Origin of the sequence: Natronosalvus amylolyticus (genome assembly GCF_024298845.1) — an archaeon.
Classification (GTDB): domain Archaea; phylum Halobacteriota; class Halobacteria; order Halobacteriales; family Natrialbaceae; genus Natronosalvus; species Natronosalvus amylolyticus.
On record NZ_CP101156.1, the window covers coordinates 1713812 to 1739307 of the forward strand.

At 61.1% G+C, this 25496-nt stretch carries 24 protein-coding genes and 1 tRNA gene; 14 read left to right on the forward strand and 11 right to left on the reverse strand.

Annotated elements, in window-relative coordinates:
• Positions 1 to 41: 41 nt before the first annotated feature.
• The 3 genes from NLK60_RS08020 (at position 42) to NLK60_RS08030 (ending at position 3222) form a co-directional block, all read left to right on the forward strand.
• Positions 42 to 114: transfer RNA gene (locus tag NLK60_RS08020), tRNA-Asp, on the forward strand.
• A gap of 279 nt (positions 115 to 393) precedes the next feature.
• Positions 394 to 2514, forward strand: coding sequence for a bacterio-opsin activator domain-containing protein (locus tag NLK60_RS08025; protein WP_254810362.1), 2121 nt, complete (start codon positions 394 to 396; stop codon positions 2512 to 2514).
• A 255-nt stretch (positions 2515 to 2769) separates the two neighbouring features.
• Complete coding sequence (locus NLK60_RS08030; protein WP_254810363.1) at positions 2770 to 3222, forward strand: DUF7382 domain-containing protein; 453 nt, start codon at positions 2770 to 2772, stop codon at positions 3220 to 3222.
• On the opposite strand, the gene NLK60_RS08035 is transcribed toward NLK60_RS08030, so the two are convergent.
• Positions 3209 to 3958 (reverse strand): protein-L-isoaspartate O-methyltransferase family protein, encoded by a 750-nt coding sequence (locus NLK60_RS08035; RefSeq protein ID WP_254810364.1) that lies wholly within the window; start codon positions 3956 to 3958, stop codon positions 3209 to 3211. The two genes, NLK60_RS08030 and NLK60_RS08035, sit on opposite strands and share 14 nt — an antisense overlap.
• A gap of 317 nt (positions 3959 to 4275) precedes the next feature.
• Between NLK60_RS08035 and NLK60_RS08040 the strand changes: the two genes are divergently transcribed.
• On the forward strand, positions 4276 to 4737 hold the full coding sequence (locus tag NLK60_RS08040; RefSeq protein ID WP_254810365.1) for a hypothetical protein: 462 nt from the start codon (positions 4276 to 4278) through the stop codon (positions 4735 to 4737).
• Between the two features lie 56 nt (positions 4738 to 4793).
• On the opposite strand, the gene NLK60_RS08045 is transcribed toward NLK60_RS08040, so the two are convergent.
• From NLK60_RS08045 to NLK60_RS08055, 3 genes are all read right to left on the reverse strand, one after another.
• Positions 4794 to 5720, reverse strand: a complete 927-nt coding sequence (locus NLK60_RS08045; RefSeq protein WP_254810366.1) for a methyltransferase domain-containing protein — start codon at positions 5718 to 5720, stop codon at positions 4794 to 4796.
• A gap of 6 nt (positions 5721 to 5726) precedes the next feature.
• Entirely contained in the window at positions 5727 to 6380 is a 654-nt protein-coding gene (locus NLK60_RS08050; RefSeq protein ID WP_254810367.1) for an HVO_0476 family zinc finger protein, read from the reverse strand.
• Positions 6381 to 6471: 91 nt separating this feature from the next.
• Positions 6472 to 7419 (reverse strand): aminopeptidase, encoded by a 948-nt coding sequence (locus tag NLK60_RS08055; RefSeq protein ID WP_254810368.1) that lies wholly within the window; start codon positions 7417 to 7419, stop codon positions 6472 to 6474.
• A 109-nt stretch (positions 7420 to 7528) separates the two neighbouring features.
• Between NLK60_RS08055 and NLK60_RS08060 the strand changes: the two genes are divergently transcribed.
• Positions 7529 to 8485: a phosphatase PAP2 family protein gene (locus NLK60_RS08060; protein WP_254810369.1), complete on the forward strand. Its 957-nt coding sequence runs from the start codon at positions 7529 to 7531 to the stop codon at positions 8483 to 8485.
• A 22-nt stretch (positions 8486 to 8507) separates the two neighbouring features.
• Here the strand turns inward: NLK60_RS08060 and NLK60_RS08065 are convergent, their stop codons facing one another.
• Positions 8508 to 9212, reverse strand: a complete 705-nt coding sequence (locus NLK60_RS08065; RefSeq protein WP_254810370.1) for a MinD/ParA family ATP-binding protein — start codon at positions 9210 to 9212, stop codon at positions 8508 to 8510.
• Positions 9209 to 9583, reverse strand: coding sequence for a DUF7857 domain-containing protein (locus NLK60_RS08070; protein WP_254810371.1), 375 nt, complete (start codon positions 9581 to 9583; stop codon positions 9209 to 9211). Before NLK60_RS08070 ends, NLK60_RS08065 begins: the two co-directional genes overlap by 4 nt.
• A gap of 250 nt (positions 9584 to 9833) precedes the next feature.
• Here NLK60_RS08070 and NLK60_RS08075 point away from each other — a divergent pair, with 250 nt between their 5' ends.
• Entirely contained in the window at positions 9834 to 11084 is a 1251-nt protein-coding gene (locus NLK60_RS08075) for an RNA-guided endonuclease InsQ/TnpB family protein (RefSeq protein ID WP_254810372.1), read from the forward strand.
• Between the two features lie 58 nt (positions 11085 to 11142).
• Here NLK60_RS08075 and NLK60_RS08080 read toward each other — a convergent pair whose 3' ends face one another.
• Genes NLK60_RS08080 through NLK60_RS08090 form a run of 3 tightly spaced genes read right to left on the reverse strand, consistent with a single transcriptional unit; the run spans position 11143 to position 13591 of the window.
• Positions 11143 to 12291: a DUF8167 domain-containing protein gene (locus NLK60_RS08080; RefSeq protein WP_254810373.1), complete on the reverse strand. Its 1149-nt coding sequence runs from the start codon at positions 12289 to 12291 to the stop codon at positions 11143 to 11145.
• Positions 12288 to 13433, reverse strand: coding sequence for a DUF8167 domain-containing protein (locus tag NLK60_RS08085; protein WP_254810374.1), 1146 nt, complete (start codon positions 13431 to 13433; stop codon positions 12288 to 12290). Before NLK60_RS08085 ends, NLK60_RS08080 begins: the two co-directional genes overlap by 4 nt.
• The gene (locus tag NLK60_RS08090) at positions 13430 to 13591 is read right to left on the reverse strand and encodes a hypothetical protein (protein WP_254810375.1); all 162 of its coding nucleotides are present in this window, start codon (positions 13589 to 13591) and stop codon (positions 13430 to 13432) included. The genes NLK60_RS08085 and NLK60_RS08090 overlap by 4 nt, the downstream gene beginning before the upstream one ends.
• Positions 13592 to 13684: 93 nt before the next feature.
• Between NLK60_RS08090 and NLK60_RS08095 the strand changes: the two genes are divergently transcribed.
• The 7 genes from NLK60_RS08095 (at position 13685) to NLK60_RS08125 (ending at position 21668) form a co-directional block, all read left to right on the forward strand.
• Positions 13685 to 14791 (forward strand): ATP-binding protein, encoded by a 1107-nt coding sequence (locus NLK60_RS08095; RefSeq protein ID WP_254810376.1) that lies wholly within the window; start codon positions 13685 to 13687, stop codon positions 14789 to 14791.
• Between the two features lie 25 nt (positions 14792 to 14816).
• Positions 14817 to 15533: a DUF7310 family coiled-coil domain-containing protein gene (locus NLK60_RS08100; protein WP_254810377.1), complete on the forward strand. Its 717-nt coding sequence runs from the start codon at positions 14817 to 14819 to the stop codon at positions 15531 to 15533.
• Positions 15530 to 15997, forward strand: a complete 468-nt coding sequence (locus tag NLK60_RS08105) for a DUF7311 family protein (protein ID WP_425499071.1) — start codon at positions 15530 to 15532, stop codon at positions 15995 to 15997. Before NLK60_RS08100 ends, NLK60_RS08105 begins: the two co-directional genes overlap by 4 nt.
• 25 nt (positions 15998 to 16022) lie before the next feature.
• A complete protein-coding gene (locus tag NLK60_RS08110) occupies positions 16023 to 17957 on the forward strand; it encodes an ATPase, T2SS/T4P/T4SS family (RefSeq protein WP_254810379.1) in 1935 nt (644 codons plus the stop codon).
• A 4-nt stretch (positions 17958 to 17961) separates the two neighbouring features.
• Positions 17962 to 19674 (forward strand): secretion system protein, encoded by a 1713-nt coding sequence (locus tag NLK60_RS08115; RefSeq protein ID WP_254810380.1) that lies wholly within the window; start codon positions 17962 to 17964, stop codon positions 19672 to 19674.
• A 25-nt stretch (positions 19675 to 19699) separates the two neighbouring features.
• Positions 19700 to 20296 carry a DUF7283 family protein gene (locus NLK60_RS08120; protein WP_254810381.1) on the forward strand — a complete coding sequence of 199 codons (597 nt, stop codon included), beginning with the start codon at positions 19700 to 19702 and terminating at the stop codon, positions 20294 to 20296.
• A gap of 76 nt (positions 20297 to 20372) precedes the next feature.
• Positions 20373 to 21668, forward strand: coding sequence for a DUF7125 family protein (locus NLK60_RS08125; protein ID WP_254810382.1), 1296 nt, complete (start codon positions 20373 to 20375; stop codon positions 21666 to 21668).
• Between the two features lie 43 nt (positions 21669 to 21711).
• Here NLK60_RS08125 and NLK60_RS08130 read toward each other — a convergent pair whose 3' ends face one another.
• Positions 21712 to 22923, reverse strand: coding sequence for a phosphoglycerate kinase (locus tag NLK60_RS08130; protein ID WP_254810383.1), 1212 nt, complete (start codon positions 22921 to 22923; stop codon positions 21712 to 21714).
• A gap of 126 nt (positions 22924 to 23049) precedes the next feature.
• Positions 23050 to 24114, reverse strand: a complete 1065-nt coding sequence (gene gap, locus NLK60_RS08135) for a type I glyceraldehyde-3-phosphate dehydrogenase (protein WP_254810384.1) — start codon at positions 24112 to 24114, stop codon at positions 23050 to 23052.
• Positions 24115 to 24406: 292 nt separating this feature from the next.
• Here gap and NLK60_RS08140 point away from each other — a divergent pair, with 292 nt between their 5' ends.
• Positions 24407 to 25474 carry a type II glyceraldehyde-3-phosphate dehydrogenase gene (locus NLK60_RS08140; protein ID WP_254810385.1) on the forward strand — a complete coding sequence of 356 codons (1068 nt, stop codon included), beginning with the start codon at positions 24407 to 24409 and terminating at the stop codon, positions 25472 to 25474.
• Positions 25475 to 25496 lie beyond the last annotated feature (22 nt).

A 25496-nucleotide genomic window follows, 5' to 3' on the forward strand; every position in this document is an offset into this window, starting at 1 on the left:
AAGCCTTAATACTTCGACCGGGAAACGAAGAGGTGTAGCAAGCCCGGGTGGTGTAGTGGCCTATCATACGACCCTGTCACGGTCGTGACGCGGGTTCAAATCCCGCCTCGGGCGCTTTTTCGACGAACAACAACGTAGAACAGCCCTGAGTGTCAACGAAGGCTGTTCTGTATCCGTGAGTCGGAAAACAGACACAGCGGATTTGAATCGCGAGCCGACCGGAGTGAGGTTCGCAATCGGGTTCAAATCTCGCCTCGAGCGCTTCTTTCGACGAACAACACTAATTCTTTAGTACCCGGTGCGTCACCTCCCACTAATGAAGCCTGTTACACGCCACCAGTCGGTCTCGAGCGTGTGTCAAGCCAGTAGCGACGGTTCGAGGAGGCGGCAGGGATGAACGAACCGATTCGCGCCCTGGTCGTCGACAACGAACCGGGGTTCGCCGACCTGGCCGCGACGATGCTAGAGCGCGAAGACGACCGACTCGAGGTGACGGGCGTAACGAGTGCGAACGAGGCGCTGGAAACCCTCGACAGCAACGGCATCGATTGTATCGTCAGCGATTACGAAATGCCGGGGTCCACGGGTCTCGAGTTACTCGAGTCCGTGCGAAAGCGAGACCCTGATCTGCCGTTCATCCTCTTTACCGGGAAAGGCTCAGAGGAGATTGCCACGGAGGCAATCGCCGCGGGAGTCACGCAGTACCTCCAGAAGAAACCGGGGAGTGATCGATACACGTTGTTGGCCAATCAGATTACGAACGCGGTCTCACAGTATCGGGCGGAGACCGAGTTACGAGAAAGCGAACGGCGGTACGAACGGACGCTGACGACCATCCACGATACGACGCGTGACCTGATGCGTGCGGGGACGAAAGAAGAGATTTACGAAGCAGCCGTCGAGACAGCAGGCACGATTCTCGAGGTCCCGATCGTGACGGCGTACCGTTTCGATCCAACGGTTGGAGCGCTCTCCTATGCGGCCTCGACGACAGAGACCCGCCAGCGGTTGACACCCGATACGACGATCGAGCGTGGCGATGGACACATCTGGGAGGGATTTTCCGAGGGCGAACCAGCGTACGTTTCCGATCTAGCGGGCTCGAATCAAAACACCGCACTGGAGGCCGTTACTCGAAGTGAACTGGTCGTTCCGCTTGGCACCCACGGTGTGATCGTCGCTGGAAGTGAAACCGTCGACGCGTTCGACGAATCGATGCAAGAACTGCTCTATATTCTCGCCGCGAACACCGAGGCAGCCCTGGACAGAGCGGAGCGAGAACAACTGCTCCGTGAGCACGATCGAACGCTGACCGAACAGAACGAGGCGCTGACGCGGCTCAATCACACCAACGAGATCGTTCGGGCGATCAATCGGGCGATTGCACAGGCGTCGACACGGCGCGAAATCGAAACCACCGTCTGTGAACAACTCGCCGACGCCGACCGATATCTGTTCGCCTGGATCGCCTCGAGCGCCCAGTCACCGCCGGAACCGATGGCCTGGGAAGGCGTTGACGCGACCTACATCGACCGGGTTCGAGATGACGGAGAGGGTGCTCCCGAGTATGCACTGGTCGAACGGGCGCTCAAGACCGAATCAGTGGTCGTCGTTGAAAACGTCCTCGACGACGACAGCTGGCAGGACCGACGAACCGCAGCACTCACCTACGGCTATCAGACCGTGATCGCCGTCCCGTTGCTCGATGGGGAACGAGCCTACGGGGTCGTCGTCGTCCACGCTCCGCAAGCCAATGCGATCAGCGATAGCGAGCGGGAAGTGCTCGGCGAACTCGGCGAGACGATCGGCCACGCAATTCGGTCTGTCGAACGGACACAGGCCATGCTGACCGACAGTCGGCTAGAACTCGAACTCGAGTGTGCCAGTCCACAGCTGTTGTTCAATCGTATCGCGGCCGCCGCTCCGGGCCCCATCTCGCTCGAGGGATCCCTCGAACGAGAACGGGAAACCGTCCTCTTCATCTCCGTCGAAGCTACCAATGTCGATGATCTGTTACAACTCGCCGACAACTGGGCTGCGATCGATTCGATCTCGGTCGTCTCGACAGGTGAGGAGTCGACACTGCTCGAGTGTACGATGATGCCGACACCGTTTCTGGACACGCTCCGAGAGTTCGATGCACAGATCACACACGTCACGGCGACAGAGGGGACGAGTTCGATTGTCCTTTCAGTGCCAAGTGGAATCGACACACGCTCGCTGGTCGAGCGTGTTCAGGACCGCTACCCGGAGACCTCGTTGACTGCCAGACGGGAAACGACGAGCACGGCGTCAGCACGTGGAATCGATGCCCAACTCGAGTCGACACTCACCGCGAAGCAACTCGAAGCGTTGCAGGCGGCCCATTATAGCGGGTTTTTCGACTGGCCTCGTGAGAGCACCGGCGAGGATATCGCAGCGGCCCTGGACGTTACGCCACCAACCTATCACTATCACTTACGGGCGGCACAGCGAAAACTTGCGTCGATCGTCTTCGACAGCGGTTCTAATTAATTAGTACCGTCCCTTCGCACACACCAAACAGTTAGACAGTATTCTTAACCCCTCTGCACCCATACGATTAGTTGGCGATTCAAGACAGACTGTCGCCACCCCCCCCCCCCCCCCCCTAACCCCCCACCCCACTTTTCCCCCAGACTACACCCGTAGTGTATACTGTCGTCACCGGCTACGCAGTCTTGCTGTTTGCAGAACGAGGTTCCATTCCCGCTCTCGAAGTTTATATACAAACCGGCGGCCAGACCGTCCATGGAATCACGACTCAAGTTTAGCAGTGATCACCGAGCAATCGAAGGGCTTCCAATCCGACTCGTCATCGCCCTCGTCGTAGGTGTTGCGAGTCTCGCAATCATGATGTCGATGCTCGGTGGCGTCGGGACGATCAGCGAAACCGAAGTCGACGTCGAACCGGCCCCTGTAACGGTCGACGCAGATACCAGCACGGACGTCGAGCTCACCGTTATCGGGGACGATGGCAATACGGTCAGAGACGCAACTGTCATCGTCTCGAGTGAGAGCGCCTGGCTGGACTCGGCAGCGAAAGGCACCACGGACGACGATGGCCAGGTCCAGTTATCACTCGAGCCGGAACTCAAACAGGGACAGCGTATTGGCACCCTTCAGGTCGATATCGTTCCTCCAACGAACAGCGATTACGTCGACGACCAGGCTAATACCGAAATCGTCGTCATCGAGAGCTGACGCCGTCCCACTCGATCCAGTCACGTTCCCAGCCAGTTCGTGATTGGGCTCGACGAGCCGCATATTCGCCGTCTTCCCGAGCCGTGCGGTTTCGCTCGAGTGTTCCCGCCTGCTCGCCATCGACTAATAGCGGTTCGAACGATACCGCGCCAAATGACTCGAGCGTACCGGCCCGCGTGTGTGCCTCGAGTCGCTGTTTCCCGCTGGCCGTGATTCGCGGAAAAACGAGCACACCATCGTCCCGCAACTGCTCGAGCAGTGCTCGCGGGGGTGATACGGTGGCAGCTTCCAGCAAAATCCGGTCGAACGGCGCGTACGTGGAAAGCCCAGCGGCCCCGTCGCGACAATCGACGAGCACGCCACCGTACCCTGCTCGCTCGAGCATCGTTCGGGCCTCGTAGACGATCGGCCGGGCGATGTCGACTGCGTGGACGTTCGATTCGCCGACGAGTTCCGCGAGCACGGCCGCCGTGTAACCGACGCCCGCCCCAACGATGAGCGTCGAATGGCCGGGTCTGGCTGACAGCGCCTCGAGCAGGCGAGCGACGGTGCTCGGCGCGAGAACGCGGGTGCCGAGATGTTCGTGGTCGCGGTCGGCATACGCTGCCCCCTCCGGAACGAACTCGTGTCGAGGAACGGCACCCATGGCTACGGTGAGCGCCTCGTCCTCGAGCACGGCTTTCGACTCGTGGACGAGGCCATCGATCATGTCCTCACGCAATACCGCAGCGTCCATACCGCCCCTATCGTGGCGAGCGTATTCAACCGCACGCTTGCTTTTTCGACGGCAGTCTTGGGGATACAGTAGCCAGTGAAACGATTTACACACCTATCGGGACGCTGTATTGCGATACGGTGTGCAATGACTTTCACTGGCTACTGTAGTTATTCTCGAAAGCCATTGACCATCCTACCCCAAGATGCCGTGGCAATGGGTGTAAAAACCGACTCAACACCCGCTCGAGAACCGACCACGAGACAAAACAACCGTCGTGTCCCAGCCCCGAGGAATCGGTCTATGCGTTTTTTACGCTGACAATCCTCCTTTGTCGTATGAGTACGCTTTCTCGACCCGTTAGTGTCTATCTGCAGGGCGGCGTCGCTGCCCTCGGGGCCATCGTTGTACTGGTGAGCCTCGTCGGGTTCAGTCTCATCTTCTCGTCGATGCCACCGAGCGAGAGTGGCTTCGCCGAAGGGTTGGCGATTCTGCTGTTTGGCCTGTACGTGCTAGCGGGGTTCGTGATTCTCGCTGGCGGGCTACTGATTCCACAACGGGACGCACACGGGATAGCGTTCACATCACAGCAACGAACACTCCTCACTTACGGCCTGCTTGCGCCGATTGTGGGTGTCGCCCTCGTTCCCCTTGGCGCGATGTTCGTGCCGCCCGCCCTCGACCCACTCCGACCGGCACTCGTGGTCGGGTTGGGTGTGTTTCTTTGCAGTGGTCCACTTGCAACCCTGGTTGCAATCGGCCTGAAACTACGTGATAGCAGACACAACGAGACCACCTGAAAACCGCTTCAGTCGGTATCATCCTCGAGTCAGCGCCACCCTCGAGACCGCGCTCACTATCCGTCCAACGGCCAGCGCCCGGCAATAGCGTGAAAACCAGTTCCCGGAATCGTAGAAACGGTGGTCTCCTCGAGACCGCACGCCTCGAACCACTCGAGATACCTGTCGCCGTCATACACGCGACCGGCATCGGTTTCCAGGAGTAACTCGACGGCCCGCCGTGTAGCCCTCTCGCCCTCGAGTCGTTCGACGAGGACCAGCCAGCCACCCGGCTCGAGGACGTCGGTCGCCCGTTCGACCAGTTCTCTGGTAGTCTCTGGGCCACAGCGCGAGGCGTACTCGATACCGACGATGATATCGAATCGTTCTGCAGGCATGTCTGCCGGCGTAGCCGCTTCGAGTGGCCGTACTGATTTGCCAGCGAGAATCGCTTTCGAGTCTGCGAGACGTGCGGGCGTGTCGGTCAGCGTCACCTCGAGCCCGCGTGACGCGAGTTCGACGGCATACCGTCCCGGTGCGCCACTAATCTCGAGCACCCTCGTCGCGTCGGGGGCCGTCCGCACGATTTCGGTCACGACTGCACGGACGGTCGCCTCGTCGACTGCAGCCTGGGCCCCGAGATTGTTCCGTCGCTCGCGCGCATCTATCGGCCGGGGAGCGTCCGTACACAGCGTCTCATCAAGCTCGAATCCACGATCGAGTCGATCGAGGGTAGCCGGCAGCGAGCCGATCGACCGGACGTCAGTTTTCGCCAGAAAGCCGAGTGATCGGTTCGTCGGTTCGTAGCTGTCACGGACCCGCTTGAGAAAGCCTTCGGCCTCGAGGACGTCGATCAGAATCCGTGCACCACGTTCGGTCAGTTCCGTCTGTTCACAGAGTTCACTGGGAGTGGCGGCCGTTCGCATCAACGCCTCGAGTGCGCCTGTCTCCCTAGCAGCCCGCAAGAGAAGGAGGACCTCGAGCGATGGTGGCCGCTGACTCATCCGCCGTCACCAGGCCGACCAGGCGCGACTGGTCTCGTCGTAGGCGTAGACCCGTTTGGCGTCTTTGGCCAGCACCGTATCGCCCTCCTCTTCGAAGCGGTCACGGAAGTAGCCATCCGCGTCCGAGCGGACGACGAACGCGTCGATTTCGAACTCGTCGTCGCCGAACGACTCCGTTTCGCCGACGGTAAACTCGTAATCACCGGGTACGTGCGCGGTAATGCTCCGACTGTCGTCTCGCCGGCCATCCTGTGGGTGGATGGTGATGTTGACCGAAACGTTGTCGACCTCGCGAGTCCAGACCGTCTGAATGTCCGGCGCTGGAGCGCGTTCGACGCGTTTCATCTCCTCGAGTTCGATGCTGGTGACGCGAACCGTCGCGAGCACTTCGTCGGTCTCGAGCAGGAACTCGTCACCGAGTTCGACCGTCTCGTCCTCGGACGTCGTCACGTTCGCGGTGAACGATTCGCCGTCCTGTGAGACGATGACGTCGAGAGTGACTTCGCGTTCGGGTTCGGGCTGTATTTTGTGGACGTGGCCACACTCCCCACAGCGGACGGTGAGACTGCCACCACCGGGTGAGAGGACTTCGTGGACCGTCTCGAGATCGGGAGAACACGACGGACATGGCGTCGGGATGCGGTCCTGTGTATCGCTCATAAGGGACACATACAGGCTCCGTCCCTAAAAGACGATTGAACTGGCTCGAGAAAGACGGCCAGCGGATACGGCTGGCTCGAGAAACCGAGAGTTACTTCGAGGGCAACGTTATCTGCTCGCCGTCGGCGTACACGGTCGGGTCGCGAATAATCCCGTCGAGATGGATCGGTGCTTCGACAGTGCCGCCGATACCCGCATCGTCGCCGATGGCGATGTGAACTGTGCCGGCGGCTTTTTCATCCAGCAGGACGCTCCCTACGAGTTCCGTCACGGCGACGTTCGTTCCGATACCGAGTTCTGCGAGGTTGTAGGCGTCATCGCCCGCTTCTTCGGCGGCCGTCTCGACAGTTTCGCGAATATCGTCGTCAGAAATTCGTGTGACGAGTCCGTCTTCGACGTCGAACTCGAGTGTCTGTCCGTCCTCGAGGCGTCCGTGTGGCATCATCGTGCCGTCGACGACGAACGTTCCGTCACCCGTTTCCGGACTGACGAACACCTCGCCAGCAGGGAGATTCGACATCTGCCCCGACTGGTGGACGATACCGGTATCCGAGAGAAACTGACGATTACCGATACCGAACGTAATATCGGTGCCAGCTGGCGTCGTCACGCGGATTTCGTCGGCATCGTCGACCTGCTCGCGGACGTCCGCACAGTGGGCCGCGATCGTTTCGTAATCGGCATCCAGTCCCGTAATAAACACGTCTTCAGTGATGCCAGGGAGGGTGGCAACCCGCGCACCGGCTTCGTTGGCCTCGGTACGGGCTCTGGTGTGGCTCAAACTCTTGGTCGTGGGGGCGAGGACGACGTCAGCACTGGCCATCGCCGCGGCGACCGGTTCCGGCGGTTCGCTTCCGTGGGTATCACCTGGCGGATAGCGGACGATAACGGCGAATTCGGCCGTTTCACTCGCCACGTCGTACAGCGCCTCACCGATCGGTTCGCGCTTGTCGTCGGTGACGATTACACACGATTCGTCCGATTCGAGACCCAGACACTGATGGATAGCCGTCTCAGCCGGGCTCCGGAGATCGCTCATGAGCTAGTATGTGAACACCCATGGGATAGCTCTTTCCGAACGGACCATCGTCTGTCAATTGTGAGACACAGACTGACGACGTCGTTAGGCCTTTGAGTGAGACCTCCGTATGACTCCGTATCTCATGGTCCGTGACCAGCTCGAGTCGCTATTGTTCGATCAGTCGACGAACGAGGCGATACGAGAGGGACTTCCGGAGTGGGGAATTACGTTTTTCGAACTGATAACGCATCTCGGAGACGGCGCAGCATTGATCATTTTTGCCACGCTGTTGTACTGGTTCGGCGCTGAGTCTCGACGCCAGCGTCGTGCACTGGTCATCGCTATCGGCATCGGCGCACTCGCGATCAGCGCCGGGATGAAGGGAATTTTCGTTCGCCCACGCCCGGAACTCGCCGGCGACTACGGCGGATACAGTTTTCCCAGTGCCCACGCACTGGGAGCAACAGCCTTCTACGGCGCACTCGCCGTCGTTGCAGATACCGGGACCCGTGCCCAGCGCTACGTCGCCGCCGGAACGATTATCCTCCTCGTCGCGTTCTCCCGAGTCGTCATCGGCGTCCACTACGTCGGTGACGTCGTCGTCGGCGTCGTCGTTGGCCTGCTGTTCGTCGCCGTGCTCCTCAGAGACCAGAACCCCGAGCCCGGATTCGTCTTTATTCTCGCCGGCGCTATCGCCTTGCTCGCGTTGGGACTCGGGTCTCGAGAGTTCACGACCATGACCATCGGTGCCTCCCTCGGGGCAACCGTTGCGTGGAACACAGTGGCAAACAGAGATTCGGACCCTCGAGGCGCATCGATTCTCCTGCTGGCGTATCTGTGTCTCCCCATCATCGTCGTGGTGAGAACGGCTACCTCGGTTCTCGGTACACCCGATCTGGGGAGCCTCCAGTGGGCTCTGGAGATCATCGGTTACGCAGCGGCAACGGGACTGATTCTCGCCGTCCCCGTCATCGCCGAGGAGCTCAACGACTGGCCACCTGTCGAGTGGTTGCAGGGACGACTCCCCTTCACCGGGCGAACGATCGATCCCGAAAAACTGCCACAGAGACAGGCCGACGACTGATTACGGTACAGCATCTGACCGTTCACAGAACGCCGATTCCTCCGAAGAGGTGCCTTTCACACCGTTCTATCGCCCAGGTGATCGAGTCGAACGCCTCGAGAGCCGGTGACGTCGGCGATTCGGTGCGGAGGGGGCAGCCCGCCGCCTGTGCCGTTGCAACGTCTTCTCGGCGTTCGATCACCGTCACCGGTGCCCCCATCTTTGCCTCGACCTGTCCGACCAGATTCCCGTCATCGGTGGACCGACATTGATTGAGAACGACCGACACGATAGGTGTCCCGACGTCGAGTGCGAGACGTCGGGTTCGATATGCGTCGTGTAAGGCGATGCGGTTTGGCATCGTGACGAGGACAGCAGCGTCGGCACTGTAGAGTTCGACGCCGACGTCACGAGCGAGACCAGCAGGACAGTCGATAACCACGCGCCCACACTGGTGTTCGAGGCGTTCGACGACGCGCGTCAGCTCTGCGAGTTTCGACGCTCGAGCGCCCTCAAGCGTTCGCCCACAGGGAAGCAACCGAGTCGGCCCTACAGTTTCGACGGCTGCCATTGGTTCGGCTCGACCGGCCAATACGTCGTGTAAATTAGGACCCCGGCCAGCCCCCGCAGGCAGGTCAGCGGTGGCCAGATCCGCATCGACAATCACAGCATCGAGTTCGTAGCCGAGATTGAGCGAGAGCGTCGATTTTCCCACACCTCCTTTCCCACCGGTAACAGCGATAATCATCGGTTTCGAGTGACGATGTCAGTTGTCGGTGACCAGGCATCGAGAGCTGCAACAATCGCCTCGGGCTGGACAGTGTCCACCTCGAAGTCCCTCGCCCGATCGACCGAAACGACTTCGACGAGTTCTGCTGCCCGTTCGGGTTTCTCGACCGGTACAGCGAATCCGAGACCGCGGCATCGGCCCGGGGCGATGACAGCCTCCCACGAATCCCCATTCCACGCCGGGGCCGACAGTCCGCCCCGTTGCGGTGCCCACGTCGGTCCCGAGCAGCGCAAACGTACTCGCTGGGCAGTCGTCTGCGGGTTCCGGACAGTCACAGTGACGAACGCCACGCCATCTGCGTACGCCGTCCTCGAATCGACCTCGACCATGCCAACGGTTAGTATCGCGATGGGTTATAAATTTCAACGTGCGCGGATACGATATCAGCCCCCATCTCACGGCCGACGGTTACGCCGTGAGGGCTACTATAGCTATCTTTAAACAGCGAGAGAATCCCGGCCTTTAGGCCGGGCGTGAATCGCGTCACTCAACTACGAAACCCACCGCACGACGGCAGACCGGATATTCAACGCTGCGCAAATACTCAGTTATAAGTAGGATTAGTGACACAGTCTATGTATGGCGATTCAGGCCACTCGGACTTACGTTGGTTCCATCCAGAACCACCGACAGGTCTGCGATGGCCTCGACTCGCTCGGAGACTCCGCCTCGAAAATCTGGAACGTCGCACGATGGACAGCAGACCGCGTATGGGATGAGATCGGTAAGATTCCCGACGAAGGCTCGCTCAAATCGTATATGAAAAACCAGTCGTGCTGGAAAGACCTGAACGCACAATCCAGTCAGAAAGTCATCGAAGAACTTTCTGAAGCTTTCCAATCATGGTTCGACCTGCGACACAAGTTTGACGAGGCGAATCCGCCCGGCTACCGCAAACACGGCGACACCCGACCCAAGAGTACGGTCACGTTCAAAGCAGACGGGTTCAAACACGACCCCGAAAACAACCGCGTTCGACTCAGTAAAGGGTCGAACCTCAAAAAACACTGGTCGGACTTCATCCTCTGTGAGTACCAAACGCGCCCCGACGTTGACCTCTCGGAAGTCAACTCGGTGCAGAACGTTCGGGCAGTCTGGAACGGCGATGAGTGGGAACTACACTTCGTCTGTAAAGTCGAACTCGATACGAACGACTCCGCAGGCGACGGCGTGGCTGGAATCGACCTCGGTATCAAGAACATCGCCACAGTTGCATTCCCCGACGAATACGTTCTCTACCCCGGTAACTCGCTCAAAGAAGACAAGCACTACTTCAACCGTGCCGAGTACGATACTGAGGGTAAGAACGGGCCTTCTGAGAAGTCGATGTGGGCACGTCAGAAACTCGCAGACCGAGAGACGCACTTCTACCACACACTCACAGACGCCATCATCACCGAGTGTGTCGAACGCGGTGTTGGAACGCTCGCGGTGAGTTGGCCCGAAGACGTGCGCGAATCCAATTGGGGCAAAACGGGGAACAAGAAGTTGCACTCGTGGGCGTTTGACCGTATCTACCAGTACCTCGACTACAAAGGCGAAATCCGTGGCGTCGAGGTGCTGAAAGAGAACGAGTGGAACACCTCGAAGACCTGTTCACGGTGTGGGGACGACACGAAGTCGAATCGTGTTGAACGTGGCCTGTACGTCTGCTCGTCGTGTGAGTTAGTCGGAAACGCAGATTGCAACGGGGCGGAGAATATGCGTCAGAAGATAACTCCGAGTCCTCACGGTGAGGATAGGAGTAACGGCTGTGTGGCACAGCCATCGGTACACCTGTTCAACCGCGAGAGCGGGACGTTCACCACGAGAGAACGGGTTGTGTCGTAGACCGGCAAATATCCCACCTGCGGTACGGGAAGCCCCGTCGTTTACGACGGGGAGGATGTCACGGCCGTTCGGAAGAAAGCAGTGTATCGATCTCAGCTGGCGTCCCAAACGCGTACACCGTGTCACCCCGACGAATCGTTTCCCGTCCGTCCGGGAGCGTGAGCAGTTCCTCCGCTCGTTCGAGTGCTAACACGGTCGCTGGCACCCAGTCGACGAACTCGCCGTCGATAGTGTCACCCGGGTCGACCGTCACCTTCGTTACGGTTTCATCGGCCGTTCGAATTAGCCTAACCAGGTGGTGAACGTCGTGTGGTGAATCCGAACGGGTGGTTAGCCGGTAGTCACCATCCACGTCGAACGCCTCGAGGTCATCAACGTCGACCAAAATCGTTGCAACATCACCGACGGTCGAACGTAACTGACCGGTGGTAACAAGATGGCTCTCTCCGTCGGAATCCATCCAGAGTTCTACCGGGTCTCCGGCGCCCGAGTGCGATGGCGGATCACACTCGACGGCAATCAGTCCCGTTTCCGGTGGTACCGTCGAACTCAGCCCTGTCGACCGACGACCCAGTGCCAGTCCCTCGACACACCCATCCGAGCCAAATGTAATCTGGACCTGTCCGATGCCGTAATCCTCCTCGAGGCGGCGACAGAGTCGATCCTCGAGTTCCTCGAGCGAGAGTCGACGGGGAAACAACAGCGTCTCGCCGGCCAGAATTCGTTTCCGTTCCGGATCGACGGGTGGATAGCCGGGCACATCTCCGATTCGATCCGGCAGAGTGAGCGAAACTGCCAACCCGGCAGATCGAACGAGTTCGGCGACGGGCCCCTTAGCCTCGAGTTTCGCAATGTCGAAGACGCCACAGGCGAGGTGATCGCCGACGATCCGGCCGGCGGCAGACACGACGACGCTCCCGGTAACGACCCCGAGGATGTACAGTCCGCTCGCATACCCTATCAACGGCGATGGTTCGATGAGAATCTCCCGCATACCCGCTTCGATTACCAACAACAGCGACGGAAACGCTACACCGAGGACGACACCAGTGCCAATGGGAATGGGGCGAATAGTCGCTCGGCGGTACACGAACGCGACCCCCATAGCCATCACGCCGGCCAGGAGACCGAACCCGAGGATGTTCAACAGGGCGGTATGGGTCCACTCGGAGACGAACGCCGGCGCAACGACGAAGGGCGCGTTCATCGGGCCACCTCCACCGTTTCCGGACGCCCTGTCGATAGACCGGAACCGGCGAGAGCAGCGAGTCGAATCCGGTCACCAACGACCATCACGTCGTCACCGCTCTCGAGCGTCGACACCGGCGGTTCGAACACCCATCCCTCGGCGTTCGACCGGACGGCAAACGGGCACAACTCCGCAGTCGATTCCAGGGCACCCAGCGTCTCCGTATCGAGAACGAGTCGGCGGACGGTCTTTCCGGTCCGCTCGAGTTTCGAAACGGCTTCGAACGCATGGGTAGCCCCAGCCGAAACGACGACGACGCGAGCGCGGTCGGCATCAAGCACAGCACCGGCATCCGTCGTCGGAACGGCGACCGTCAGCCGACTCATCGTAGCTGCCGATCCCGTCGAAGCAGTCGTACTCAATACCTGCCCCGTTACCGATCCCGTCTCCATCTCGAGACGAACGCGATCGCCCGAAGAGAGCCCGCTTGGTAGAACGGCCGGTATCGACACCGCTCGCCATCCGTCCGGAACCTGCTTGCCGACGCCCTTTATCGGGGGCGCTCCGGCAATGGCGGCTCGTCCACGCGCATCGATCGAGACCGTGACGGTCTCCAGATCGTGGTGCTGACGGAGTTGCCGTTCGAGTCGAGACTCGAGTGCCGAAAGCGGGAGATCTACCGGCAACCGCCAGACGCCGTCTTCGAGCGACTCACGAAGGGGCGGATCCAGCGGCGGATAGCCCTCAATGTCACGGACGTCACCGGTCGGCCGAATCGTTACCTGACCCATCGCATCGACCGAATCGATCGCTTCCACGGAAAGCGTTCGTCCGCGAACCGCCGGTTGGGCATTCCCTCGAGGAAACTCGGCGGCGAGTCGATCTCCCTGGCTCGCCGCGTACAGCGTCACCAACACGACGATGACGGTCGCAATCGAGAGACGCAATGCGACCGAACCCGCTACCTCGAGGACACCCATGTACTGGCCGATACCTGCGCCAGCGAGGACAGCTCCACCGATCACGACGAGTTGAGGGATCGTCCGCTTCGCGTAGTACCGGTAGCAAAAGCCCAGAACCCCGAAAACGAACGCGAGAACCGTCCCGATGAGGAGTCCGTAGGCGATCCCGAGGAGGACTTCGATGGGGAGCGTGGTCATCGGACACCCCATGGCACCGGAACTCGAGCGCCTCCGTCTGCCGGACGGCCCGCGACGAGCGCGACAATGTTGCCGATGAGGCCCGTAGTGGCGACGAACGAGACGGCGACTCCTTCGGTCCGGGTCGAACGACTGACGAAAGACCGCTGGTGATCCATACCGTCGTTGTTTCGGAATCGTATTTAAATCTCGAAGCGCTCACTCGAGGATTTTGGCTCGATTTTATATCACAAAGCGACCCTAACAGCGGTGTGAAATTCGTTATCGGACGAGGAACGGACGCTAGCGGTGGCCCAGTCGGGCATCTCGGTTCCTACAGAGCCCTCGACGGAAGCCCCGGCGCAGCTCTCGGCCTCGACCTGGACGGACCACACGCGATGCTCGTCGTCGGCAAACGTGGCTACGGAAAATCGTTCACGCTGGGAGTCATCGCCGAAGAACTCGCCCGCTCGAGCGGAGTAGCCCCCGTCATCGTCGATCCGATGGGCGTCTTTCGGGCACTCACTGCCACGGTAACTGGCAGACCGAGTTATGACGAAAGCGATACCACGGATAGACACACTGACCGCGATCCCGTTCCTGCAACCGTTCTCGAGCGGCCAACCGTCGCCCCTGACGCCCTCGATCCCCAGTCGTGGTGTGCGCTCGTCGGCCTCTCGACTGAGAGCGGAGCCGGGAGCCTCCTCTGGCGAAGCGCTCAGCGAGCCTCGACGCTCGAGGGGATGCGGTCGACTATCGACGCCGCGGATGCGCCCGCTGCCGACAAACGGGCGGCGACAAACCACCTCGGCCTGGCCGACTCCTGGGGCGTATTCGATGCTGACGGGATCGAGGCGAACGATCTGTCTGGCTCCGAAGTGACCGTCGTCGACCTCGCCGGCCTGGACGCTGCGCCGATGAACGCCGTCGTTCGCGCCATCGCCGAATCGTTGTATCGCGCTCGAGTCGATGGAGTCATCGAACGACTGCCGTGGCTCATGATCGACGAGGCCCACACCTTCTTTTCCGGCGTTGCCCAACCAGCCCTCGAAACGATTCTCACGCGCGGGCGAGCCCCTGGCGTCAGTCTCGTTTCGGCGACCCAGCGTCCGAGCGCCGTTCCCGCCGTGGGCATCTCCCAGTCCGACGTGATCATCTCCCATCGGCTCACCTCCCAGGCCGATCTCGAAGCGCTCGAGGCGGCTCAGCCGACGTACATGAACGCCTCGCTGACCGATCGGATGCCCGAGCGACCGGGGGAAGTCATCGTGATCGACGATTCGACGGAGACGATTCACGCCGCACAGGTCCGGTTTCGGGACACACCCCACGGCGGTGATAGCCCGCGCGCGAGTGACGTCACCGGTGTCGATGTTTAAATAGGGTGACCGGGCTATCGGTGCCATGAGCGACATCGACCGAATCGAACACCGACTGGCCGCCGTGGAGCGAGTCGTCGTCGACGACGAGCGAACCTTCGACGACATCGCCCATCTGGCCGCACTCAGCGACGCGGTCGAACGCCTCGAGGAGAGGCTCGAAGACCACGAACGCCGGATTGCCGAAATCGACGGGAAGAACCAGTCCGTCGAAGGCTACGTCAACAATGTCGAGCGAATCAACGAAAACGTCGAGCAACAGGCCAACGTCGCCCTCGCAACGGTCGACCGGCTGGAAAAACGGGTCGACGAGCTGGCGGCACACCTCGAAACCGACCACGGGCAATCGAACAGAGCGTTTACGCCAGAGGCCGAGACCGACGACACTCCGGCCCCGCTCGAGGAGAGTCACGGCGCCGATGCCGAAGCAGACTCGTCGGTACGAGTGGACGGACATGGCCAGGGGGTCGAACTGGAGGGCGAAGCAGCCGTCGAACAGGCGGTCGATGAAATATTCGAGACGGCAACCGATTCTCGAGCCCCCGAGACGCCGACGGGCGACGATGCGGTCGTGGAACCAGCCTCACCCACGACGAAACCGAAACCCGAAGCCGATCAATACGCAGTCGACACGCAGTTGGCCGGTGACGTCAGCGTGAACGAAGTCAACGACCAGGACGACGGCGGACCGGCGGCGGACGACTCGAGCGTGTTCAAACGCGTCCTCTCGAAACTGTCGTGATCAGATACGTTCTCGCCGTGATACTGGCCGTATTGGTGCTCGCGATGTCGGTTCCAGCAGTCGACTACGCCGCCGGACAGAACACCGACCGGCATGCAATGAACGCCATCGCCGATATCAACGAAGCGGCAGTGTCGTTGCTCGATCACGAGGAAGTGCCACCGGCCGGCTATCCAGGCCCACAGCGAGTCATCACGATCACGTTTCCCGACGATTCGCTGACCAGCCACCCGATTGACAGGTTCGAAATCGAACGGATCGGCGACCAAAGTAGCGTAGCACGGTACCAGCATGGAAGCCGTGCCGTGCGAACGGTGTTCGTCGACGCACCGATCGTCGAACGCGACGCCCGAGCCAACCGAACCGTCGTGGTGGAGGGAACCGGCGAACAAACCCTCGTGCTCACGCTCGAGACGGACGAAAACAACGAGGCGGTTATCGTCGTTTCCCGCGTGCAATTTTAAACCAAATAGCGAATCAACAATCGGCATGTCACAGAACGAGTCTGCGCTCGCGGCCACGTTAGACACCGTCGGGCTTGGCTCGCTGGTAGGGGCCGACGACACCAGCAGCGAGAGACAGGCGTGTACCTGTCACCACGAGTTCGAGGAAAACGTGCTGATCGTCGATGCTGATGGCTGTGATGGCAACGGCGATCTCGCCGCTGTCGGTGCCTGTCGTGGGGCCGTCATCGAGTCACTCGAGGATCGCGACGTCGAGGGGCTCGTCGTCCGATCGAACGGCCTCGAATACCGGTACGGCGAAGCGGCCGTCTCCCTGCTGGCTGCGGCGGGCCGATTTATCGATATGATCGGAGATCGGAACGACCGGCTTGCCGGCAGCGCGAAGACGGATCCACTCACCGTCGCCGACGAGTTGCGAACGCGGACCGATCCGGTCGCCGATATCGGCTCGAGTTCGGGCCTTCTCAGTGAATCACGGCCCATTGACTCATACGGCGAAGCCCTGACACCAACGGTCGGACTCACTATCGGCCACTCGTTCGTCGACCGGTCGGTTGGTGGCGGCGCACGATTGCGAGACGTTACCGTCCTCGAGACCGGGAGCGAGGCTCGAATATACGACCGGCCGGATAGCGTCCCCTGCTACGCCCTTGACCCCGTAGAAACGGCGTTCTCGATCCCCGAACGAACCGTCCTCGTGGCGGGCTACGAGGCGATTGCCGACGGCAGCGTCGACGGCGACAGGGCGGCCTCTCGAGCGATCGAACACGTTACAGAAGAGACGGTTGACCCACGCCTGGCCACCGTGCTAGCGAAACACACCGCCGGATACGACGTTTTAGAGGATCTGTTTGCCGACCCGCGAATCAGCGACGTTTACGCGACCGCGCCCGTTTTGGAGAACCCGCTTCGTATCGTCTGTGACGGCGAGTCGATGGCGACGAACGTGCACCTCACGGACGATGGCGCGCGGTCGCTGGCCTCGAGGATTCGCCGAACGAGCGGTCGTGCGTTCTCTCGAGCGAATCCGACGGTCGACGCGACGGTCGATCTCGGCAACGGCACCGGGATTCGGATCGCAGGGGTGAGCGACCCGGTCTCGGACGGGGTCGCGTTCGCGTTCCGTGAACGGGCTGACGACCAGTTTACCCTTCCCGGTCTGGTTGCGAACCGGACGATGACGGCTGAAGCGGCGGCGTTTCTCTCAGTCGCCATCGAACGCAGTGCAGCGGCGCTGATCGCCGGAACCCGAGGGGCAGGTAAGACCACGTTGCTCGGAACACTGCTGTACGAACTCACGCCCGATACGCGGACGGTCGTCATCGAAGACACGCCCGAACTGCCTGTCAGTCCGCTGCAGGGAGTCGACCGCGACGTACAGGCGTTACGAACGGGGAGCACAGACGGCCCTGAGATCACGCCTGCGGAAGCCCTGCGGACGGCGTTGCGCCTCGGCGATGGCGCACTGGTCGTCGGCGAGATACGCGGTGAGGAGGCCCGGGTTCTCTACGAGGCGATGCGGGTCGGAGCGAACGCCAACGCCGTACTCGGAACGATCCACGGCGACGGGGCAGACGACGTGTACGAGCGCGTCGTCTCTGACCTGCAGGTTGAGCCCTCCTCGTTCGGTGCGACCGATCTCGTTGTGACGACGCAGTCCTCTCACACCCCCAGCGGAAAGAAGCGTCGGCTGGCACGGATCGAAGAGGTACTCGGCAGTGGTGAAGACATCTGGTTCGAGCCGCTGTACGAGATTTCCGGGGATCAGGCGACATCGACCGGGCGAATTGACCGCGGTGAAAGTCACCTCGTCGATCGACTCACTGGCCCCTCCGAAGCCTACGCCGACATCCGCTCGGCTATCGACAATCGCACGCGAGTGATGGAATCGCTCGCTGCTGACGGTCGAACGAGTCCCCGGGAAGTCGCCTCAGCGTACGCACAGCACAGACTCGAGTGAACACATGCAGGCACTCACACCAGTCACCCGGGCGCTCGCAAGGTGGTATCCCGCCGACGTCACGGCGAGTGATGAACTGGCCGACTCGCTCGAGTTCATCGAGTCCTCGATCGAACCCGAAACGATCGTCAAAGCAGGGTATACGGCGGGCGCACTTTCGATGCCGTTGCTGGTTCCGCTGGTTTTCACACCGTTGCAGTGGTACGTGATTCCGGTCGTGATGCTGGCGGTCGCACTCGGCGTCATTCACAGCGTTCATACCGCCCCACACGTACTTGCGGCACTTCGCCGGACGGAAGCACTCGGAGACACGCCGAATCTCATCGGGAGAGCCGTCCTCAGAATGGGAATCCAGCCGTCGACTGAAAACGCCGTTCGGTTCGCCGCCGATACCGGACAGGGACCGCTTGCCAGCAGTCTCTCGAGCCACATCGATCGGGCGATGGGGACACCCAGATCCGGCCTCCTGACCTTCGCCGAGGAGTGGGCCGAGTGGTTCCCGGCCCTGCGTCGCTCGAGCTATCTGCTTTCGACCGCACAGGACGCCCCCGCAGGTGAGCGAACCCGAACGTTGGATCGGTCGTTAGCTGCCATTTTACACGGGACGAGGGACCAGATGGCGGAATTTACGAGCGCGATTCGCGGGCCAACGACCGCACTTTACGCGTTCGGTATCTTGCTCCCCCTTGCGCTCGTCGCCCTCGTTCCGGCCGCTGCTATCGTCGAATACCCCGTCGATACCTGGGTGTTCATTGCCGTCTACAACGTCCTCTTGCCGCTCGTCATCGTCGTGGCGAGCGTCTGGTTGCTCGTGCGCCGACCCGTCGCCTTTCCCCCGCCGTCGGTACCCCACGACCATCCGGATATTCCCGATCAGCTCTGGCTCCGACTGACGTGGGGGCTCGCCGCCGGCGTCGTGGCCTCCGTTCTCACCGCACTACTGGGGCCCCCGTATCTGGCGCCGGTCGCAGCGATGGGAATGGGCCTCGGCGTGACGCTCCTGGCGCTCTTTCGACCGGTTATGGTCGTTCGAAATTACGTCCGGGACGTCGAGGAACATCTGGTCGACGCGCTCTATCTCGTGGGTCGGCAAGTGACCGAGGGACGGGCCGTCGAGGCGTCCATCGAACTCGCAGCCGACCGCGTCCCCGGCGAAACAGGCGACGTATTCGAGGCAGCGAGCGGCGTCCAACGACGGCTTCACATCGGCGTTCAGGAGGCCTTTCTCGGCGACTACGGCGCCCTTCGGGATGTTCCGAGTGCCCGGGCGCAGGGAATGGCCCGGTTGCTCGCCATCGCCGCCGAAGAGGGACGACCGGCCGGCCGAGCGATCGTCGAGATGGCCGACCACCTCGAGGAACTACAGGAGGTCGAATGCGAGACGCGCCGACAGCTTACCATGGTCACCGGCACGCTCGAGAACACGGCCTCGTACTTCGGCCCGCTGATCGCCGGGTCGACGGTCGCGCTCGCCGGGTTGATGGCCGAGCACGTCATCGACGACGAAGCGATCGCACAGGAGATGTTGGCGGTTGACTCCCTCGGGATTGTCGTCGGCGTCTACGTACTCACCCTCTGCCTGTTGTTGACGCCCCTGTCGCTGGCGCTTCGACACGGTCTCGACAGGGCACTCATCGGGTATAACGTCGGTCGGTCACTCGTGTTCGCCACGCCGATTTACGTCGTCACTGTCGGCCTGGTCGAACTGCTCATTTAAATACGAAGGCGAAACCAGATCGGGTATGGATTGGGAGGCCCCGGTCGATGCCTGGTACGTCTGGATGGCCGTCGCGATCGTCAGTTTCGCTATTGCTGGGGTCGCCCTGGCTGTCCCGTCCGGCCCACCACCGGATGCGAATGGGGCCGCAAACACCATCGACAGAATCGCCGGCAGTAACTATCAGGCAAGCGGGAGCTACGCCCACGATGCCGAAGACGTGAAAATCGGTGCGAAGACGATTACGCTCAGAAACGAACACGGGACGGCCCACGCGAGCACCGCCTTCGGCGAAATGGTACCCGCCAACGGCGTCGTCGGACTCGAGAACGTAACGTACGGAACACCGTACACGGTCGAATACGGTGACGGGACCCTCCCGCCGGAGCGTGTGTTTCTCGAGGCCGTCGATGCTGCCTACACGCCGAAGCAGGAAGCGTGGGCCACCTCGAATGGCGAACTCGTCGTCCGGATGATCAGACTCGATGCAACAGTGCTCGAAGAAGGCCAGACACCCAGTTCCATCGACACCACCGAACCGGGATGGTTGGCAGACAGGTGGGATGGCATCCATTACGATAGCGCCCAGGACGAATACTACATCCTGCTCGTTTTGCTCTGACCCTCCCGTATGAAGTCACGAAAAACGGCCGCGTCTCGAATGGATGTTCAAATACGATGGCGGCCGAAATACCGGTATGATTGCTATTGCCGGTGCGAAAGGCGGATGCGGAAAAACCACCGTAGCGCTCGGCCTGACCGAAGCGTTCGCTCGAGACGGAACGGCCGCTATCGCCATCGACGCCGATCGCCAACTGCCAAACTTGCACGTGATGGCCGGCACCGACCGAACGCCGACCCTCGGGTCGCTCGACGAAAGCACCTGCGTTGCTCAAGAGAGCCCCCGTGTTTCGAATGCCGGTATCGTTGCGGCGCCAAAACCCTCAGAATCGGTCGACTTCCGGACGGCGTTCAACCGGTTCGAAAACCACGCAACCGAGACGAATCTCGAGGTCGTCATCGACTGTCCGTCCGGGGCCGGTCCTGACGTCGTCGAGCCGTTGTCTGCAGCCAGTGCCGTCGTGCTCGTGACCACCGATACCGAACGGAGCATCACTGCCGCCGAGACCACACTCGAGATTGCCCACCGACTCGAGACCCCGGTCCTCGGCGTGGTGTGCAACAGGTGTGAGAGCCCACCTGCAGGTCTCGAGAGGCGACTGGGAATCGATGTCCTCGGAACTGTTCCGGACGACCCCGATCCGATTACGGGTGATGGGCCGCAGGCTGGATTCGCCGAAATCGCCACCGTCCTGGGTGGGCTCGAGTACGATGGATCTCCAGCGAGAAACGCTCACGATCGGCTGACGACCGGTATCGACGTCCTCGACAGCACGCTCGAAGGCGGGGTCCCGGTGGGATCGGTCGTCGCCCTGACTGCCGACGCTGCCAGCCAGACCGAGCATCTGCTGTACGCCATGACTGCTCCCCGCGGAACCCTATATCTCTCCACTGAACGCTCGGCATCGAACGTTGAGCGAGCGATCGACAGATCGACCGTCGAGACGGGGAAACCGACGATTAGACGGCTAGATAGCGAGACTCCGCTCGAACACGCACTCGAGATTATGCAGAAACTGCCGGACGGGGCAAATCTGATCGTCGACCCGATCGACCGACTGGAAGCGACCGACCGCGAGCGCTATCTGGACTTCCTCAATGCAGTTGCAGATCGTATGGCCGAAACGGATGGCATGACGGTCTTTCACTGTCCCGTCGCAGCGTCAGAATCGGCGAATCGACGCTCCACCAAACACGTCGCTGACGCCGTTTTCGACGTTCACACCACGACGCCCGGCTCGGACGTCGATGTGGATCAGTACCTCTCGGTGTCGAAATGTCGCTTCGATAGCTCACTGGTCGACACCGTCGAACTCGATGGCGAACTTGCAGCCGAGACGAATCGCGAAGACCGTCCGGCGATTCTCGAGTGAGCCGAGTCGGTCTCCGGCCCCAGTGATGGGAACCGAGCGATAATTAGGCCGCAGCCGCGCGCTCGAGGACCTCGATACCGATCAGCGGTTCGCCGGTGAGCGCCCGCACGTACGCCCCGCCGGCGATCGAGACGTGCCCGAAGTCGGCTTCGTCGAGGCCGTACATTCCGATCGCTCTCGAAGTGTCGCCCCCGCCGACGACGGAGAAACAGTCGGTCTCGGCGATGGCCTCGAGTACGGTTACCGTCCCCGTCGCAAAGCGCTCGTCCTCGAAGACGCCGAGGGCACCTTTGACGAAGACCGCGTCGGATTCGCGAACGAGGTCGGCGTAGGCTTCGGCACTCTCGCTTCCGATGTCGAGGGAGGAAGTGTCTTTTTCCAGACCCTCGACGGCCGTTTCCGCGCGCTCGCCATCGTCGCCTTCGTAAGCGAGGTCCGAGGCGAGGGTGAGTCGGTCGCCGTAGGTTTCGAGAATGGATTCGATGGTGTCGGCGTGGTCGTCCCACTGGTGGTCGAAGAACTCGGTTCCCTCGACGTCGTAGCCGACGTCGTGGCCGGCAGCCCGCAAGAATAGTTCGCCGACGATGCCGCCCAGACAGAATCGGTCGACGGTGTCGTCGACGCGTTCGATGACCGGGATCAGGTCTTCAGCTTTCGTGCCGCCGAGGACCATCGTCACGGGGCCATCGAACTCTCGGTCCTGAATCGCGGAGTTAGCGGTGTACTCCGCGTCCATGACTGGGCCGGCGTACGCGTCCATGACGAGCGGGAAGCCGACGAGTGAAGCGTGTGCGCGGTGGGCCGCCGAGTAGGCGTCGTTGACGTAGGCGTCGAACTTCGGTGCCAGCGTCTGAACGAACTCACTCTGGGCGTGTTCCTCGGGCTCTTTTTCCGGAAGTTCGTCCTCGCACATGCGGACGTTCTCGAGGAGGAGTACTTCGCCGGTCTCGAGCGCCTCGATCGCCTCGAGGGCGTCTTCGCCGAAGGTATCGGAAACGAATCCGACGTCCTGACCGAGATGTTCGCCGAGGATGTCGGCGTGGCTCTCGAGGGAGATGAACGTGTCCCGACCGGGCCGACCCTGATGGGCCATGACCGCGACGGCGTGCCCATCCTCGAGGAGCGTCCGAATGGACGATGCGTGACGTTCGAAACGACGATTGTCCTGTGCGCGGCCGTTTTCGACGGGTGCGTTGATGTCGACTCGAACCAGCACTCGCTGGCCGGAATCGAGGTCACTGACGGTGTTGAACATATCTCTACTCCAGTGACGAACCCGCATAAAACGGATGGATAGCGCCCAGTCCTGCCCACGGGAGCAAGTGACGGGATATACAAGGACACCGCTCGCGCGGCGAACGCCAAAGACGGATACTCGATCTTAGGCCGCAGCTTCGGCTTCAGCTTCCTCCTGTGCGATGACGTACGTCGCCAGGTCGAGCATTCGGTTGGAGAAGCCATACTCGTTGTCGTACCAGGTGAGGACCTTGACGAGACCGCCTTCGAGGACCATCGCTGCCTCGAGATCGACGTACGAAGAGAAGGGAAGACCAACGATATCCCGGGAAACGATTTCTTCGTCGGTGTAGCCGAGCACGCCCGCGAGTTCGCCGTTGGCAGCCTCGCGGATGGCGGCCTCGAGGTCGTCTTTGGTGATGTCGGCTTCGAGGTCGACCGTCAGGTCGGTAATCGAGCCGTTGGGAACGGGGACGCGCATGGCCATCCCGTCGAGTTTGCCCTCGAGTTGTGGAAGCACTTCGGTGGTCGCGATAGCGGCACCGGTCGTGGTCGGGATGATGTTCTCGGCGGCGGCACGGCCGCGACGACGTTTGCCCATCGGTCCGTCGATGAGCGCCTGCGTGCCAGTGTAGGCGTGGACGGTCGTGAGCAGGCCGGATTCGATACCGAACTCCTCGTCGAGCACTTTCACGACTGGGGCGACGCTGTTGGTCGTACACGAAGCGTTCGAGACGACGTCTTCGCCGTCGTACTCCGCGTGGTTGACGCCGTAGACGAGCGTTTTGACCGGTTTGTCACCTTTGGCTGGGGCGGAGATGACGACCTTGTCGGCTCCGGCCTCGAGGTGTTGGGCGGCTTCGTCGTGCGTGCGGAACAGACCGGTCGCCTCGAACGCGACATCGATATCGTGTTCGTCCCACGGCAGTTGGGTGGGGTCACGCTCCGAGAGCAACTGCACGTCGTGCCCAGCGACCGACAGGGTGTCATCCTCGAGGGTAACGTCGTCGAGTCGGCCGTGTACCGAATCGTACTTGAACAGGTACCGCATGTCCTCGTTATCCATCACGTCGTTGATGGCGACAATTTCGACGTTTTCGTACTCCAGGGACGCGCGCAGCACGTTTCGGCCGATACGGCCGAACCCGTTGAGGCCCACGCGAACGACTGCATCGTCCTGACTGTCGTCTGAAAATGAATGTTCACTCATATGTGAGTAGTATGTTTCCCACCGTTAAAGTAGTTACTCCCTGCAACGGCCACGGCCACCGGTTTCGTCGGGAAGCGAGTGACAAATCGAACGACGCGTTGCCAATCCGAGAGCCGTGGTTGCCCCATCGATTGACAGTATGTACCAAGAAACAGATACACACAGTTTTTGGAAAAATTCGATCTTACCCCGGTTACGTCCAGTATTCTCCCCCTTAGTTACTCAATTACGAGTTAACATCTGTCAAATCATCCGAAACGATTATACTCGCTCCCAGTGGAGCACTACTCGTATGCTTCGTGTCGGAATCAACGGATACGGAACCATCGGCAAACGCGTCGCAGATGCCGTCCGCGCACAACCGGATATGGACGTCTGCGGCGTTGCCAAAGTCAGCCCCGATTACGTCGCCGTCGGGGCCGTCGAAGCGGGCTATGACCTGTACGCTGTCGATGACGAACGGATCGACGAGTTCCGGGCTATCGACATCGACGTCGCCGGAACCGTCGACGACCTCGTCGAACAGAGTGACGTCGTCATCGACGCAACCCCAAGCGGGGTCGGCGCACAGAACCGCCCGCTGTACGAACGACACGACACGCCAGCAATTTTCCAGGGTGGCGAAGACGCCACCGTTGCCGAAGTCAGCTTCAACGCCCGCGTCAACTACGACGAGGCCACCAATGCCGACTACGTACGCGTCGTCTCCTGTAATACGACCGGGCTCTCTCGGCTCGTCGCCCCACTCGAGGACGCCTACGGCATCGAGAAAGTCAGAGCAACGCTGATCCGGCGCGGTGGCGACCCCAACCAGACCGGGCGCGGCCCAATCAACGACACCGTCCCAAACCCCGTTTCGATTCCGTCACACCACGGCCCCGACGTTCAGACCATCTTCCCCAACCTCGACATCGACACCATCGGTCTGAAAGTGCCGACAACGATGATGCACGTCCACGCGATCAACGTCACCCTCGAGAATCCGCCCGAGGATGATGAAGACGTCCGGGAACTGCTCGGGAGCGAAGACCGCCTCGTGATGATTCCCGACTTCGCCGGTCTCGATGGCGCAGGCACCCTGAAAGACTTCGCTGCCGATGCCGGCCGGCCCCGAGCGGACATCTGGGAGAACTGTATCTGGGAAGAGTCAGTGACGATACAGGGCAACGACCTCTATTGTATGCAAGCGATTCACCAGGAATCGGACGTCGTCCCCGAAAACATCGATGCACTCCGATCGCTGTCCGGCCACCTTTCCGGCCCGGAAAGTCGCTCGCTAACTAACGAGACGCTCGGCATCGGCTTTTCCCGATTGAACGGCCGTGTGACCAAACGCCTCGACACACAGACGGCAGACTGAACGACAGACCGCAGACACGAGG